Here is a 15,716-nt window from a genome sequence, read left to right on the forward strand (position 1 = left end):
CATAGCAACGCAAGCTAGCGCTGCGATCAGATGGTCAGGTTTCATCAAGGTGATCCTTGCAAATTTTGTCTGCATCCGCCGGACGCGGTGCGGGTGGTGGAGGCGGAGCAGGCGGACCAGCTTCCCTGACTGGCGCGGGCGGAGGCGGGATGACTGATGCGTCCTCACGATAGCCGGGCGGCGGCACCCATTCTCGCGGAGGTTGCGGGAACATCAACGCGCATTCCTGCTCGGCGCTGCGCATCGCTACACTGGCGAGCGTTTGCAGCACTGCCTCGCAATCTTCGTCAGAGCGGCAGGTGCCCCAGAACAACGGTTCTTCCGGCTGATGCCAGATAGCGATTGCCGCGCTTTCCGCTCCGGCATAGTGATTTGTAATCAGATAGCGCGTGCCGCCATCCTCCAGAAGTTTCCGGAAAGCCGGCCTGCCGTTGATCGTGACTGGATCGCCCCATTGGTCGTTCTCCAAAGCTTTGCCGAATGGGTCGAGCACATAGTCGAACCTGAGATCACCCGAGCGCCACACCGCATGAGTGCTGTCATCGCCGAGTGGACACTCGCTGGCTTTATTCGGACAGTTTTCTGTTGCACCCTCGAAAGTAAGACCGACCGGGAAGTAGAAGCTAAATCCGTCGAGGGAAATTCCGCTGCTTGGCCGAACGTCCGGTTCCGGCACGGTGATATGGGTTGGCTCCGCGCAGCCTGCCAGCATCAAAAGCACCGCAAGAATCAACCCCCGCCGCATTGCAGTCCATCGCCGTTTGCCGTCAGTGTCACGCCGCGCGGATTAACGTGAAAGCCGCCTTCCCATCCTGCCCAGATCACACGCACCGAGGTGCTCGGCGCAAGGCTGCAGCTCAGCGTGCCGTTCGCCGAGCGGCATTGAGCGGCATCGGGATCACCGAAGATTTGCAAGTCGCCCATCCGCCCCACCTCGGGCAGGTTCGCAAGAAGCGCAGACTCTTCCCGGCCGAAGCGGATGCAGTCGGTGTAAGAAAAAGGATCGGGCTCGGGTTCCGGCGGCTTGGCGACAGCGTCGGGAACCGGCCGGCCTTCGGCGACGGCCGAGAGGCGCGCGAGGAGGCTGTCTGACGTTTCCTGCCAAGATGCCTCGTTCTGCACTGCCGTTCGGGCTGCGTCGGAGAAGTCGGCCGTAACCACACGTGTGGTCAGAAAGGGGTCGATTATCGTCGCATCGCCCGACTGGCCTCGCAGTCGCCCTATGGCAGCGGGCGAGCCGGTCAGGTCGAACCCCGCCACCAGCCATTCACCAGTCTGAACCTGAGAGCGCCTTGCTGCATCCGCGACCAAGAAAGCATGGCGCCGGAGTAACCCGTCGCTTTCTAGGGTTGCTGCGTTGAGAACAGCCGCCATGGCGCGAGCAAGAGTTTGTAGTGGCCCGCCTGGTTCATTCTCGCGCGCATCGGCCAGAGCACGCTCAACGAGGCTGGCCGAAGCCTGCTCAGGCGCAATGGTTGTTTCATCCAGCATCTCGCCATCCGTGACCCGCACCGCATACGGCAGCAAGTCTCGCTCGCGGAGCCAGCGCTGTGCGGCGCGCAAAGTCAGTGGGGTCGGGAAATACACTCGCGTGCGGTCCGAGCGGATGGCAGGGGCAGAATTGCGGACAGCCGTCTCGTCCGCTACGGGCGCCAAAATCATCGCCGCCCAGCCTTCACGCGTTCCTAAGCCCGCCCGGACCAGTGGGAAGACTGCTGTTTCCAGGTCCTCATATAAAGCGAAGCGGCCTAGCAGTCTGCCTTCGGCATCGCGATAAACGAGGTAGGACTCTCCGGCCCGTACCGACAGCGTGCCGGGAAAGCAGCTGGTCAACTGGCGCGTGCCGCCAACCGCATATTGCGCTTCGACCGGATAGGGATACGGTGTCACCCTGCCTTTTGCGTCCACCCAGTGCATCGCCTCGACATCCCGGCTGTTCACATCAGCCGCTCCCACCAACAATGTGAAGCGATCCGGCGACTGGCCCTTGAGCCGATCGATCACGTAAAAGGTCGTGGAAGAAATTCCCCACTGCGGGTCGCTGCCGAATGCTGTTCGCGTTTCGCCCGCGACCGCAATGTCGGCCGTGGCGGCGGCCTGCATCATCTTCATGGCAAAGAACGGGGCAGAGGCCGGACCGACTGGTTCAGGTGCCTGCGTATAGAGACAGGCGGCTGCAGGAGACACGGCGAACAGCGCGGTGGCCGCCACCAAAGGCAAGACAAGGCGCATTATTGCGCTCCTTCTACAAGACCTGCCGAAACCAGTGCTGTCTGGATTGGCGCGATGGCCTCGCGCAGATCAACCAGTGACATCGGTTCGGGATAGAGCGAGACCGGCCGGGCAATATCATCGGCATCCAGGCGCGCGGGCGGGGTCGATGTCGCCACAAGCCATTTGCCTTCTGTACGTGCCGCGCCCTCTCCGCCCTGGACAAAAGACATATGCCGATAAAGGGCGTCGCTGAGGTGCAGCACCCAGCGTGAGCCGGGTTCGAGTGCATTCGGAAGGCCGGGGAGAAGGACTGGCTCGTCCATCCCTTGACCGTAGCGGGTTACGCCTGCTTCATCGGTTCGCTCTCCTGAAGCAAGGCGCTGGCGCAACTCTCCGCCCACCGATGCGGAGCCTTTGAGCACCTCGACAACCCGCCAGCGCACCGAGGAGGAAAAGCCGTCCGAGCCGCTGTCGGCAATGTCGATACCCACAGATTCGGCCACCACTATGTCGCTGGCGACCAGCGCGCGCGTCTGGACCGTCTGGCGACCATTCATATCCTCCTGCGCCGTGATCGGATCGAAGCCGGCGGCCCGCAATGCCTCGATTTCGCGCAAGCTCCGGCCAAAGGCGATCAAGAAATGCGTCTGTTGCAACGATCCTGCCGGCGACGGCTTTTGCGCTATCAAGCGACCTTCGATCTCGCCGGGTCGAGGCGGTTCGGGACGCATGATCGGGGTCTCTGCCACGAGCGCGCGGATCGCGGCGAAATCAGGATGCGCCTCCAGCGGATACCAGATCGCCTCCGGATCGCGGCGCAGCGCAATATCCTGCCGGTATACCGCACTCTGGTTGTCCATTTCCAGACGGACAAACGGCGGGATGACCAGTCTGCCCTCGACCGCAGCCTGCGAGAACGACGCAAGGTCACTGACACGCACTCCGACATAACCGCCTATTGGTTCAACATAAATATCACCGGTCAGACTGGCCTGTGCCATTTGAGCGGCGATGTCATCGCGCGCGCGGCTAAGAGCACGGCCGCCCTGAGGCACGATTTGCGCAGTGACGAATGGTCGCAGCGCGGAAGGAACCAGTTGCTCGCGCGTCGCGGCACCAGTGTGGAACATATGGGCAGTGCCCTTATTCTCGTCGATGTAGATCTGGGCCACCACATCGCCGCGCTCCGGCAGGATGCCGCCGCGCCATGCGCGCAGCTCCGCAACCCGCGCCATGTCGGCGGTATAGTCGGCCTCGGCGGCAGCGCGACTGCCCAATTCCTGCTGACGGCCTGCAATCCCTGACTCGCGCCGCTGGGCGTCCCACAACTCGCGCGGCACGATACCGCGTACGACCCGATAGGGGCCGGGGCAGCCCTCGGAGCCGATCACATCGGTGGGCGGTGTCACTTCGCCCGGTTGAAGTCCCATCAGCACGACATCGCTATCAGCGACGACCTTCGCTCCGGAAAAACGGTTCATTATCGCGACGCGCTCCGGATCTGTGAGGTCGATCGCCTCATGCTGCTCCCAGACCGCGATTTTCGGCTCCTCGCCCTCAGGTTCGAGCCAAAGGCATCCGTCGCGCAATGTCAGCCGCGCGGGTACGTCTGGCACACCTACCAGCGTGCTTATTCCTCCATCCGTACGGCGTGCAAATTGCGGGAAGCTCCTGACACGGGTGTCACCAGATGGGACCGGCGGCGCGGCGATAGGGAAAGGTGCAGGTTCCTTGAACACGACGTAATCGGGAATGTCGATCTCGCCTCGCGCAGCGGCTTCGCGGATCGGCCCGGCGCTCTGTGCCAGATCAATCTCGACCTTGCCCGTTATCTCGCTCGCACCTGCACCGTTCCAGGCAAAGCCGAGCCGGATAAGATCTTTCACGATCCGGTCCTGCGTTGCGCGAAGTTCTATCAAGGTGGGACCAGATCGTTCGACCGGAGTAAAGAGCGGATCCGAAGTGTATCGCCCCAACGTTGCCGCGGCATTTCGAGTGAACGCAACTGCAACTCCGTAGGTTGGTTCGTGCTGAATCCAGAGGCCAGCGAAGGTGTCCGCTTCCTTTTCGCGCAATGTGGCTTGCAGGGTGCCAAGATCGGCGTCGGGTGCAGGCGGCAGTGGAGCGGGGCCCGGCTCGGTTCGCGGGCCGATAGCTCCCCGGTTCTGGATTTCCATTCGCCTCTCGGCTTCCTCCACGCTGACGCAATAGGCGCGGGCGTACCAGGCATTCTCGCTGAACTGACCCTGGTAGTTCTCGATAGCCTCGATCTCTTCTGCCGTCAGATCGGGGCAGGTTTCGGAGAGCGGTCGTTCATCTTGGGCAGTGGCGGAGGCAGCGGAAACCAGCACAATAAGGCTGGCAGCGATGAGCAGGCGTTTCATTGAGTTCTCTCCACGGGAGTTGGGTCAGCGATACGACCGAAGAAAATCAATGCGCCGCTGGCACGGTCGCGGATGGTAAGTAGGAACGGTCGATCGATGATCATCCTTGGCACGTCCGGCACTATCCGCGAGCCGGTCACGACGATTTTTACCGCCGTCGCCGCAGCAGCCTCGGTCCCTTCTTCGTCCACGCGCAGGAAGGTGGCGTGGGCGACATCGTCGATCTTCAGCGGCGCGTTGGACATGCCGGAAAAGTCCGCGCAGCTTTCACTGAAGGCACACGGCATCCCGGCGGCAATCAGAGCCTCTTTCACGCTGCCATCGAAGCGTGCTTGGAAGCGCGGCAGGCGCAGCAGAATTTCCCGTTCTTCTGCCGCACCCAGATCGAATTTCCCATCGCTGCCCTGCACGGCAAGATTGAACGAGAGGGCGGCTACATCACGCTCCCATCGGTGTAGTGTTTCCATGTCCTTCGGCAGAAACACTTCCATAACAAAGCGGCCATCTTCGCCATAAGGGAGCGCGACTGCCTGTCCGTCGCGCGTCTCGCGAAAGGCCATCGGCGCGACGCGTTCCATCATGTAAATCTGCATCTTCGATCCGTCGCCGCGGGTAAATTCGCCAGTGGAGCCATCCTCAAACGGCACGCTCCAGTCAGCCTTGAACCACACCGCATTGGTCAGCACTGCCGCGGTGGAATCATTGAACCCGCTGGCATCGACAATTTCGGTAATCCGCTCTCGCGTCTGCTCGCTTACCCAGCCATTGATGGTATCAGCAGAACCTGCGGGGTTTCCGCCGAAATCGACTGCGCGCGGGGTGGCACCAAAGCCGTCCTGCACTGTGCGCAGATATTGGGGCAGGAAAGCAAGGTCATCGGATAGCCAAAGCGCATTGGCCACCGACAGCGCCACCTTGTCATCACCGGTGCGGGTCAGGAAGCGATCGTAGTCCCTGACCAGCAGTTCCGGCCGGCTCGCTCCGTCCCATCCCAGCAGGGCGCGCAACTCTGCTTCGGTCTGACCGCGCGCACCCGGAAGGGCGAGGCCAAGACCCTCACTGAGCGACAGCGGCGAGATAAACAGATTGTCGTTAGGTTCCGCTGCGGCTGCAAGGCGTGGGTAGAGCCGCGCCGCAAGCTGCGCCTGTCCGGATGTAATGTCGTGGGGGATCGCGTGACCGGTTTGGTCTGCCACTGTCGGCGGCGGCGTAATTGTGCATCCGGTGGCCAGCAACGCACTGCCGACGATCGTCAGGAACGCTCTCATCGATCTTGCTCCAGGAATTCAGCCAGCCATTCGGGAAGTGGCCTTAAATAGCCTTCGGGCGTGCGGCACAGGCCGGATACGAGACGCGACCCGGTGGGACATTCGGAAGCATCAATGACTGGGCGAGGCGGAATGTCGATTGTCATCGCGGCGGTGATGGGCGGCAAAGCAATGCCATCTTCCGTTACCTGCCGGTTCGCCATCTGCCTCCGATCGAGCCATGCCATCGCCCGGCGCGCCTGCGCCTCGCCAAGACCATACTCGCTCTGCAATCGCCGCAAGGCATTGGCATTGTCCGTGACGGCCTGCTGCCGGTCGCTCGCGTCAGCGCTCGCGAGACCTTCAATTTTGATCACCTTGCCCGGCCCGCAGACCGCGTAGATCGGCTCGACCAATTCGGGGACAGTGACTTCGTTGATCGATCCCATGAAGATAACCGTCTCTCCGACCCGCGCATAACCGGGAGATTGCCCCGAACCGAACGCCAGATAATTGTCGCTGTCGACAAAAAGGCGCGCGCCAAACGGGAACAGGACCAGCGCATCGTCCGTGTCGGCGGCGCGGAAGCAGCCGTTCTTCAGCACAAGTTTGACACGGCTGTTGATGGCGTTGAGCGCGCCCGCAGGACGATCATGGCGCGGGAAGATGCGGATATGCGGGGCGACGGCGGCAGGGACGGCCTCGTCGCCCACCGCTGGGCGGAGCGGGTTGTTGATCGGAACCATCGGGGCGGCGTGGAACACCAGCGTTACCTGTTCCGGGATCGTCACACCTTTGCGCCGGACGAGTTCGCGAAACTCCCTTTCTGAGACAATGATTTCGACAGTTACCTCCTGCGGACGGATACCTGTCCCCTGGATCACCCGCTCTTCGCGGAAGGTCTCCCACATGAATTCGGCAGCGGCCATCAGTTCGTCTTGCGACCAACGGACCGTCTCGCCGCGAAAGGTCGGGTTCCGGCTGTAGCGGCGTAGAGTTTGCGAGCCATCGCGCAGGAACTGGAACACCACGCCAAGCTCGCCATCGTTATCGTAATAGAGATCGACAAAATTGTCCTTCTCGGCACGGCGAAGGCGCTCACTCAGTGCCTGCACTTCGTCCATTACGCTGTTCTGATAGTCAGCGACCCGCATAAACTCGGCGTCAGCAGCGTCCTGTTCGGGCGTGCGCGGCTGCACAGGCGCGGGCTGTTCCGGATCGAAGGCAGCAGGCGGAACGTCGAGAATGGTGGCAAAGCCCTCGGCGTTGAATTCCGCGCGGAACGGGCCCTGAGCGTTCGACGGGCTGTCTTCAGCGTCATGGCCCGCGCAGCTCGCCAGCAAGATAGATGCACTCAGCGCAGTCGCAATAATCACGGATCGTCGTGGCCTCATCCGGCAACCTCCTCCATATTACGTAAGCGCATCACATTATTTCTCGGGCATCCGCTGGGGATACTAACCTCATAGAAACGCTCGATATCGGAAATCGTCCGTCCCTTGCCGTTTTCGCGCAAATTCCCGCCGCCTCCTTGCATGGGATGACCGAAGCGGATCGTGTTGCCGGTTGGCGGCTCGAAAATTCCCTCGCCGCTCGCGGTGCGCACGACACGGGGATCGAACAACGCTGTGAAAGCACGGCGATGGCCCGCTGCCACGATACAGCCATCCACGAGCTCAAGCGAACCACGATAGAGTGCCTCGCCTGCAAACGCTTCGCGCGCGATAGTGATCGGCCGGGCATTCTCGGGAACGCTCTGGCACGCGGCCAGCAGCAACGCGCCCAAGCCAGCTACCAGTCTGCTGGCTGACGGCATTCAAAAATCTCCGGTCCGGAATAAAGATGTATCGGCCCGTCCCGATTTGGAAAGATCCATAGATCGGGAAGCCCCTCACGCTCGGCCACGATACGAAAACCGGGCACCACCATGCCTTCATCGACAAAGCCGTTGGGATGATCCCACAGAGCAGCCCCCTCGTCGGCCCAGAAGATCATGTTCGACGCGCGATTGGTGTCGATCAGCTCGCTGGGACGTTCGGCCGGATCGCGCTCCTCGAAACGGCACACGCCGTTGCGTGTCGGCTCAAGCTTCTTGGGCGGAGCGGCTGGATAGACCGGCTCGGTCGCAAAGGATATCAGTGCGCTGGGAGGCAACGGCGATGGCGGAGGGGGGTTCACCGGATTGCCCCAGATGCCTAACGTCTTTGCGCACTGTGTCGGATGGTCACGCGTGCCGCGCAGACGGTTGTTCGCCATCGTCTGATCCTGCGCCAACAGGCAATCATTGGCACGGCGCATGGCTTCGGCACTGCCGATCCCTTCCCGGTCGCGATATTCGCGCACTGCGAACCAGTCATTGCCATAGCCTGCGGCCTGATCGACCGCACTGACGGCGACTACGCGGTGTTGGCCGCAAGCTTCGATCAGACCTGCGGGAGGACCGGCCACTTCCCGGCGATGGCCAAGTTGCATGCGTGTACCCACCCGGCTCAAACGCCGCTGGTCCGCCGAGACGCGCGGTCGAAAAGCAAGATAGCCCTCATCGTCGCGGTAGATGCCAACATTGAAGGGAAACAGCGCCAGCGGATCGTCTTCGCCCGGTCCATCGACAAAAAAGCAGCCGTCGCGCAAAACCACGGCATCGAAGGTGGCGATGTCGGGTGCCGGACCTGACGGCCTCTCCTGCTGCGCGAAATAGCGGATCGACGCCCGAGCATCGGCGGAAACGGATGGCAGGTCGGGATCGGCACGCGGGTCGAATTGCAGCGCCAGGTTTGCGGGCAGATTCCATCCTCGCTCCTGCTGCAACATCTCGAATTCCGCGCGTGACATCGACAGGGTTAGCCAAGGCACGCTCATATTACCAAAACCGGGGGATGCGATCTCGGTCCCGATACTCTCCGCCCAATCGCGAACGACACTATCCTGCGCATCGCGTGAGAAACCGGCAGTCTGCGCGCTATACAGTGGATCGGCGGTGTAGCGCGCAAGCGAAGCAGTGGGTTCGCGCAAGAAATAGGCCACGCCGCGAACCGTACCGATGCCTTCGTTTTCCGGGCTGTCGGCCCAGCGCCACTCGATGCCGCCGAAATTGCCGATCTCGCCCTTCTTCAAGCGGCGCAATATGGGCAAGTGGCGCTGTTCAAGCGCTTCGGCAAAACGCTGGCGTCTGTCTTCAAGAGTTGGATTGTAGGTCTCAGGACCAAGCCGCATGATTGGCGTGTAGGGCGGCGCTTCGAGGATTGTCTCGTAACGATCGCCGGCGTCGTTGGACGGTCCGCCGCAAGCTGGCAAAGCCATAGCGATACAAGAGAGAAAGATACTTCGAAACAACACGATACCCCATAAAGTAATAGAGTATCATTGCGCAGCATTGCTGAACCGGAGCCTAACATCCCAATTATGCACGGAGGTCGCCGCTCTCATCGTTCATGCAATTTCACCAGCGGCTTAGCGGCAGCATTGCGAATGCTTTCTGAATTAGCTGCAAACGACTGAAGTGACAGCACTTGGCGTGAGAAACGGACCGTCTGGTTTTAATTCGTAAACTGCCTTAAGCTGCCGAAAGCTTGGAGAAATATCCAGTGAGCGTTTGCGAATTGATTGCCTGCGCGATGCGTCGGGAATGACCCTATCAACCATGAGATTTGCTCGATCTCTGATAGCTGCTGTGATCATTATGGTGACTGCACTGTTGTTCCTAGGCTGGTATATCCTGTCACCTCGACTGGCGATCTCGCAATTGAGCGATTGGAACACCGAACCTGAAAATTTGATTGCGCTTTACGATCGAGAAAGGGTGCGATCAGCTTTCGAGCAGCAGATGCTACCGCAAGTCGACACATATCCACCTCCGTTGACCAAAAGCGTTGTTCTGGATGCTATGTGCGATCCAAGGGCCGTTCGCGCTTTTGTGGTCGAGCCATATGGAGAATGGCAATTCGCAGCTGCTACCGGACTGCCTGAAGAACTTGCGACTAAAGAGCCGACCGATGTCATGCCTCGATTAATGGAGACGACGGAAGATTGGGAGTTTGAGCGAAAGGGGATCAGTGAATTCATCGCTTCACCATCCGATCGCAAAGACCAAGAAGGAAATTCGTATCGGTTCGAGCGGGATGGGTTAGGCTGGCGCTTGGTGGCCATCGAACTAACGACAGAAATCAGGTAACGAGCCATCATTCGGATTCGACCGCAACTGGGCCGGTAGAGGAATGGCACCTTTTGGTGTATGACAATCTGATGTCCGACCAAGCTCCGAAATCGCGGGTGTCGAACATCATATGTGAGGAGCGTCCATCGGCCCTGACCGATGCGGAGGGGGAGAATAACACGATGCTTCGGCTCCCACTAATCGCCTCGTCGTTGGCATTCCTCTTGGTGTCCTGCACGGCGGGGCGGTCCGACGCTACTGCCGACGTAACTATCATTGACCACGTGACGGTGCTCGATGGCCGTGGAGGCTTGGCGATGGACGACGCGCGCGTCATCATCCGCGACAGGCGGATTGCGAGCATCGACAAGTCTGCTGGAGCCCCACCGCCCGATGCCACGGTGCTTGACGGACGTGGCAGATTCCTGCTGCCCGGATTCATCGACATGCACGCGCATTTGCTGTTTCCGCGCTGCACGCTGGGAGACGGGCCGGTCATGTTCGACCGCGATCTGTCGGAGCGAGCGTTGGCGCGGTATCTAGACTTCGGCATCACCACGGTCCGGAGCGCTGCGACACCGACTGTCGCCGGGCTGAAGCTGCGCGACGATCTGAATGCCGGGATCGTGAGCGGACCGCGTGCGCTGGCCTCGGCTGAAATCATCAACGATGCCTCAATGACCGAGGCTGGACTGCGGCAGGTCGTGCGTGATGCCCTTCCCTATCGACCAGATTATGTAAAGGCCTATGCCCGACTGAACCCGGAGCAGGTTCGACGATAATTGACGAAGCGCACCGGTATGACATTCCGGTAATCGGACACCTGCAGCGCACGACATGGGCACAAGGGGTGGACCTCGGCATCGATCACCTTGTGCATAGCGTGGACTGGTCCGTCTACAGCCTGCCGCCCGATCGCCGGGCGGCCTACAGGCGCGCAGTCGAGGGCCGCAGCGGGCTTCGGGCGCCGATCGACTGGTTGGAGGCCTTCGACCCGGACGCGCCGGCGCAGCAGGATCTCGTCGCGGCATTGGCCCGCGAACGTATCTCCGTTGACGTCACGCTGATCGCCTATGACGGAAAGTTATCTCCACCTAGCGAAGGGCGCTTCCGTCGCAATCCCTACTTGCGATCCTTTCCCGAGCTGCGCGATGATTGGACACGGTGCGACGACGCGACGGCAAATTGGACGCAGAACGACTACCGGCGTTGGCAAGCAGCTCGGCCGAAGCTGTCCTCTTGGATCAGACGGATGGCTGATGGAGGCGTGGTGCTGGTGAGCGGAACGGACCTGACGAACGAGTGGATCGCGCCCGGCGAAGGGTTGCATCAGGAATTCGAATTGCTGGTCGAAGCCGGTCTTACGCCGAACCAAGTTTTGCGGATGACCGGAGCAAATGCGGCAGAGGCGCTAAATCTGGACGACGTAGGTGTCATCGCCGAAGGCAGACGGGCGGACCTAGTGCTACTGTCTGCCGATCCGCGCCGCTTGATTTCCAATACGCGGTCGATCGTTTGGGTCATGCAGGGCGGCGAAATCGTTGCTCGCGGCGCGCCACGACCCTGAACACGGATGCCGCAGTGCTTCGAAAATGCTGCTGGTCCCTGGCGCTTTCGGCGATTACTCGATCCGCAACGCGCAGCTGACCCTCGCGATATGACGTAAATATCCCGTGTTGGGAAATTGCTTAGACCAAACGATTGCCCGCCATAGGGTTGCTTGCCAACGGCAGCTTTTTTGTATTTCGGCGACTTACACCGGACTTTCTCATTCCGGCCCATCTCCAGATATGACGCCGGCTTTAATTCAACGGCTGCTCTTAGGATCGCACCAAGGTGGCGGGAGCAGCGGCAATTGGGGTGGGTTTGCGACTGTCCGGTTTTAGGCGTCATCTGTATCAAACGGACCATGCTCGAATGAATTGCTCCGCATGCTGCTTTGCGAATTCATCCAGATCCAACGGACGCACCGCGTGACCGCCTAGCTTGGCCTGATGCAACGCGCTCAAGACGATCGGCGAAATCAAACCGAGCGCAGCGATACGAAGATCGCCTTCTTTCATCTGCCCACGTTCGACATGAGTGGCGAGTCGCATTTCGCAAGCTTGGAGTGTCGGTTCCAGCGCCGTGGTCAGGAAGAGCGGCCCGATACGCTCATGCGAGAACCCTTCGCGCAAGCCGGATGAGAATAAAGCGTCGAGCCCACCGTAGCGCATACCGTCCAGAAGATGGACTACGGCCCCATGGATCGAGGTTGTAAAATCTTCGTCGGCCGTCGCCATAATCTCCAGTTCCGAAGATGCGCCCGCGAGATCATCCTCCATGATCGCGGCGACGACATCCTCCCGCTTGCCGAAGTGATGGGTGATGGTGGAAAGCGAAGCTCCGGCGCCCTTGGCTAATTCGCGCCACGAAGGCGCCTGACCGCGCTCTTCACGCAGCACTTGGCGGAGACGTGAAAGGAGAGTCGATTTTCTGGCCTCTCGATTGCCGCCAGATCGCCCACTAAGTTTTTCTGGATCAATTGATCCATTCATGTATTTCTCCTTTGGTTCATTTGATCCCCAAGGATGGAAGTCATGTCAACGTATCTCTCCATCGATGGGCTGCGTGCGCTCATCGTCATCGTTCTGGCCATCGGTCAGGCAGCCATGGCCTATTGGCCCGATCTCAGAAATTGGCCAGAGACCATCTCTTCTCGATCAGCTCGCTATTCCACGCCAGTCGTCCCGATTGGTTGGGTTTTTGCGATCTGGGGCCTGATCTTTCTCACCTGTTTCGGATTTGCCATCTGGCACGCGCTGCCCATGAATCTCGACGATCCTTTTCTGAAAACACTGGGATGGATTGCCGCCACGATCTTCGCGATAAACATCGCTTGGGAATCCTACGTGCCCAAGCGCGATATCGACTGGGGAAGCGTCGCGCTGATCGTGTTTTCGCTGGTTCTCTTACTCATCGTCGTGTTTCGTATTCATAACGATCAGCCGAACGGTGTCCTCGGCTTTCTCGCGGTCAGCCTCCCGTTTCAGCTGTTCGCCGGATGGATAACGGCAGCAACCTTCGTGAACTTGAGTTCGACACTCCGGATGAGCGGCATCCATATCGGTACAAGGTCGAGTCTGTCGCTATTGGCCTTAGCGGTTTTGCTGGGCGGTATCGTCGGCTTCATAACCGGTATGATTGCCTATAGTTTGGTAATTGCCTGGGCGCTGTTCGGCATCGTCATGGCCAACCGAGAGCATGATGGAAACCTGGCGGTTGCACGTGCAGCGCTGATCGCCCTTCCGATCGCGCCTTTGCTGGCAATCGTTGGTGCCTTACGGTGACGCACTCCAATAATCCCAAGAACGCGATCATCGTCCGGTCCGCATCCGAGCTGCGCGAGTGGTTGAAAACGAACGGCGAGCGCGACGCCGGGGTGTGGATCGTCTCGTTCAAGAAGGAGCACGAAGACTTCGTATCCTACGGCGATATTCGCGACGAGGCGCTTTGCTTTGGATGGGTCGATTCGAAGAGCGATGCGGTCGATGAAAATCGGACTGCAGTATGGCTTTCGCCTCGACGTAAAGGCAGTCCGTGGTCAGGTGTGAACAAGGAAAGGGTCGTGGTGCTCCGCCGTTCGGGTCGAATGACGTCACGAGGCGAAAGGGCAATCGAACAGGCCAAGGAAGAGGGCAGTTGGAGCATCCTTGACGATGCGTCGGCGCTCATCGTTTCCGACGATCTTGCGCAAGCTATGGAGCAGGCTGGCGTGCGCGCCGAGTATGACAAGTTGGCACCATCGAAGCAGCGCTCGATGTTAGAGGGCATCGCCTTGGCGAAAACCAACAAGACGCGTGAAGCAAGGATCAACCGAATAGTCAGGGAATGTCAGGTTTCGGGAGGTTAGCGAAAATCTCTGAATGACGGCAGTTAGGGTCGTTAGCCGACTGACCCCTTTCAAGTCTCAATCGCCAAATGCAGACCTTGCACACGCGGCCCATTTTCAGTCATTCGATTATGCCTGCAATCCATTCATCGATGTCCTTCTCAGCCCACGCTACAGCATAGCCACCCAACTGCACCGGCTTTGGAAACCTGCCCTCGGCCATCCAGCGGTAGATCGTCGAACGACCAAGCCCAACGCGTTGTTGCACCTCCGGAAGGCGAATAAGCCGGGTGACCCGGCGGGTGTCGGTCGCTTCCTTTTCAATCTCTTCACCCACGATGACCTCCCTCGACGCCAGCAAATACGTCACCGAGGAGCGCATCCTTGCGTTCGAGTTCGTCGATGTGATCGGAAAGGAGACGTGCGACACGGTGCGCCGTGCCCTTGGCCCAGCGGGGCTTCACGTCGTGCACCTGGTTGCCGAGAACACGTTCGAGCGCAAAAGGAAGCTCACCAGAGAAATTCTCAAAAAACAGCGCGAGGTCCGACTGGAGCCAAGCAATCGCGTGATCGCCGCCGCTGACTAGGAACAGCAGCAAATGAGCATTCGGTGCGACGCCGCTCGCAGCCAGAATCCTTAGGGCTTCTCCAAGACTTGCCGAACGCTCGCCAAGAAGGACCCTTCGAAGGGCATCTCTATGAATCTGCGCATCGCGTGCGATGTCGCAGCGTGCGCGTCCGCTGGCTTCGACAGCGGCGAATAGCAGCCGGGCAAGATCGGCGCGAACCTGTTGTTCGGCAAAAAGCGCCATGTCAGTCATCGACGATTCCTTTCGCGTAGTGGTGATGACTCACCGGCTATCCCGAAAGGAAAGTTGTAGGAAAACAAAAAGAACAATTACGGAACATAAAGGAAGGAGCGAATCAGGTTCCTTCGGTGATTCGCGCAGATAGCGGTCGCTGCTGCGCGTATTCCAGCAGGCGCCGCGCAGAACTCGGCAAAGTCGGCGCTACAAAGCGGTCCGTCTGCGCAAATCCCGTGCCCAGCCTGCCAAATGGCGTTTTTTGCTTGGTCGATCGGACCCAAACGCATTTCCCGATTTCCTACAGCCCGGCTCCGGAGAGAGGAAAGAACATACAGCGAACGCATCGCTGGCTGATGTTCAATCTTTTCGGAGTTTCCACCCATGACCACCAAGACTGCTCTTCCGGCCCAGCGCCGCATGCAAAGCCGTATCCCGGGCCGCGATTATATCCTCCCGGCCTGTGTTGCGCTGGCATGTGCCGGCGCCGCTTTTGCCGGTGCGGACACCACATTTGATCCTGCGCTGAACCAGTTCACCGACTTCCTCGAGGGCTCGGGCGGCAAGATTATCACCGTGCTCAGCCTGGCTGCTGGCCTGATCGGGCTTGCCTCAGGGCGCTTTTCGCTCGGCCAAATCGCTGTGCCGGTGGGCGTTGGTATCGGCGTCGGCACCGGCGTGCCGATCGTCACTTCGGTCGTGACCGCGGTCATCTGAACCCGGACCCGGTCACAACAGGAGGGCGGCATCATGGCCGACAGGTACCTTGTTCCACGGCGGCTCGACGATCCGGAGCTTATCGGCTTCTGGACCATCGACGAGTTTGCAGGGATTCTCATTCCCTTCGCCTGGGGCATTCTCGCGCAGCACATTTTCATCGGTATCGGCCTGGCCGCCGGAACCTGGTTTGCCTTGCGGAAGGCAAAGGCTCGCGGTGCCGGTTCGGCACTGGTGCATGCTGCGTACTGGTATCTGCCCGGGAGTTTCCTGGGGCTGAAAGCCACGCCGCCCTCCCACTGCCGCCTGCTGGCGGGCTGAGGGAGC

Annotated in this window: 17 protein-coding genes; 7 read left to right on the forward strand and 10 right to left on the reverse strand. The window is 60.1% G+C overall.

Features of this window, described 5'->3' with window-relative positions; translation table 11 throughout:
* Positions 1–34: 34 nt before the first annotated feature.
* From GRI44_RS13175 to GRI44_RS13205, 7 genes are read right to left on the reverse strand one after another with little or no spacing between them, the layout of a single operon-like run.
* Entirely contained in the window at positions 35–733 is a 699-nt protein-coding gene (locus GRI44_RS13175; RefSeq protein ID WP_160602196.1) for a hypothetical protein, read from the reverse strand.
* Positions 730–2,232 carry a hypothetical protein gene (locus GRI44_RS13180; protein ID WP_160602197.1) on the reverse strand — a complete coding sequence of 501 codons (1,503 nt, stop codon included), beginning with the start codon at positions 2,230–2,232 and terminating at the stop codon, positions 730–732. The genes GRI44_RS13175 and GRI44_RS13180 overlap by 4 nt, the downstream gene beginning before the upstream one ends.
* Positions 2,232–4,598, reverse strand: coding sequence for a hypothetical protein (locus tag GRI44_RS13185; protein ID WP_160602198.1), 2,367 nt, complete (start codon positions 4,596–4,598; stop codon positions 2,232–2,234). The genes GRI44_RS13180 and GRI44_RS13185 overlap by 1 nt, the downstream gene beginning before the upstream one ends.
* Entirely contained in the window at positions 4,595–5,866 is a 1,272-nt protein-coding gene (locus tag GRI44_RS13190; protein WP_202386343.1) for a serpin family protein, read from the reverse strand. The genes GRI44_RS13185 and GRI44_RS13190 overlap by 4 nt, the downstream gene beginning before the upstream one ends.
* Complete coding sequence (locus GRI44_RS13195; protein ID WP_160602199.1) at positions 5,863–7,221, reverse strand: hypothetical protein; 1,359 nt, start codon at positions 7,219–7,221, stop codon at positions 5,863–5,865. The genes GRI44_RS13190 and GRI44_RS13195 overlap by 4 nt, the downstream gene beginning before the upstream one ends.
* 14 nt (positions 7,222–7,235) lie before the next feature.
* On the reverse strand, positions 7,236–7,631 hold the full coding sequence (locus GRI44_RS13200; RefSeq protein ID WP_160602200.1) for a hypothetical protein: 396 nt from the start codon (positions 7,629–7,631) through the stop codon (positions 7,236–7,238).
* A 5-nt stretch (positions 7,632–7,636) separates the two neighbouring features.
* A complete protein-coding gene (locus tag GRI44_RS13205) occupies positions 7,637–9,145 on the reverse strand; it encodes a hypothetical protein (protein WP_160602201.1) in 1,509 nt (502 codons plus the stop codon).
* 325 nt (positions 9,146–9,470) lie between these two features.
* Between GRI44_RS13205 and GRI44_RS13210 the strand changes: the two genes are divergently transcribed.
* The 3 genes from GRI44_RS13210 to GRI44_RS14155 all read left to right on the forward strand — a co-directional run bounded on the left by GRI44_RS13210 (position 9,471) and on the right by GRI44_RS14155 (position 11,565).
* Positions 9,471–10,016: a hypothetical protein gene (locus GRI44_RS13210; RefSeq protein WP_160602202.1), complete on the forward strand. Its 546-nt coding sequence runs from the start codon at positions 9,471–9,473 to the stop codon at positions 10,014–10,016.
* A gap of 56 nt (positions 10,017–10,072) precedes the next feature.
* The gene (locus tag GRI44_RS13215; RefSeq protein WP_160602203.1) at positions 10,073–10,780 is read left to right on the forward strand and encodes an amidohydrolase family protein; all 708 of its coding nucleotides are present in this window, start codon (positions 10,073–10,075) and stop codon (positions 10,778–10,780) included.
* A gap of 68 nt (positions 10,781–10,848) precedes the next feature.
* Positions 10,849–11,565: an amidohydrolase family protein gene (locus GRI44_RS14155; protein ID WP_160602204.1), complete on the forward strand. Its 717-nt coding sequence runs from the start codon at positions 10,849–10,851 to the stop codon at positions 11,563–11,565.
* A 331-nt stretch (positions 11,566–11,896) separates the two neighbouring features.
* Here the strand turns inward: GRI44_RS14155 and GRI44_RS13225 are convergent, their stop codons facing one another.
* Complete coding sequence (locus GRI44_RS13225; protein WP_160602205.1) at positions 11,897–12,535, reverse strand: TetR/AcrR family transcriptional regulator; 639 nt, start codon at positions 12,533–12,535, stop codon at positions 11,897–11,899.
* Positions 12,536–12,577: 42 nt separating this feature from the next.
* Here GRI44_RS13225 and GRI44_RS13230 point away from each other — a divergent pair, with 42 nt between their 5' ends.
* Positions 12,578–13,327, forward strand: coding sequence for an Asp23/Gls24 family envelope stress response protein (locus GRI44_RS13230; protein ID WP_160602206.1), 750 nt, complete (start codon positions 12,578–12,580; stop codon positions 13,325–13,327).
* Positions 13,324–13,890 (forward strand): YdeI/OmpD-associated family protein, encoded by a 567-nt coding sequence (locus GRI44_RS14160; RefSeq protein WP_160602207.1) that lies wholly within the window; start codon positions 13,324–13,326, stop codon positions 13,888–13,890. Before GRI44_RS13230 ends, GRI44_RS14160 begins: the two co-directional genes overlap by 4 nt.
* Positions 13,891–13,990: 100 nt before the next feature.
* On the opposite strand, the gene GRI44_RS13240 is transcribed toward GRI44_RS14160, so the two are convergent.
* Both GRI44_RS13240 and GRI44_RS13245 read right to left on the reverse strand, forming a co-directional pair.
* Complete coding sequence (locus tag GRI44_RS13240) at positions 13,991–14,206, reverse strand: AlpA family transcriptional regulator (protein ID WP_160602208.1); 216 nt, start codon at positions 14,204–14,206, stop codon at positions 13,991–13,993.
* Positions 14,199–14,690, reverse strand: coding sequence for a hypothetical protein (locus GRI44_RS13245; protein WP_160602209.1), 492 nt, complete (start codon positions 14,688–14,690; stop codon positions 14,199–14,201). The genes GRI44_RS13240 and GRI44_RS13245 overlap by 8 nt, the downstream gene beginning before the upstream one ends.
* Positions 14,691–15,056: 366 nt before the next feature.
* Between GRI44_RS13245 and GRI44_RS13250 the strand changes: the two genes are divergently transcribed.
* The gene (locus tag GRI44_RS13250) at positions 15,057–15,389 is read left to right on the forward strand and encodes a hypothetical protein (protein WP_160602210.1); all 333 of its coding nucleotides are present in this window, start codon (positions 15,057–15,059) and stop codon (positions 15,387–15,389) included.
* 33 nt (positions 15,390–15,422) lie between these two features.
* Entirely contained in the window at positions 15,423–15,710 is a 288-nt protein-coding gene (traL, locus tag GRI44_RS13255) for a type IV conjugative transfer system protein TraL (protein WP_034960277.1), read from the forward strand.
* Positions 15,711–15,716: the final 6 nt, after the last annotated feature.

Source organism: Allopontixanthobacter confluentis, assembly GCF_009827615.1.
Lineage (GTDB): Bacteria > Pseudomonadota > Alphaproteobacteria > Sphingomonadales > Sphingomonadaceae > Allopontixanthobacter > Allopontixanthobacter confluentis.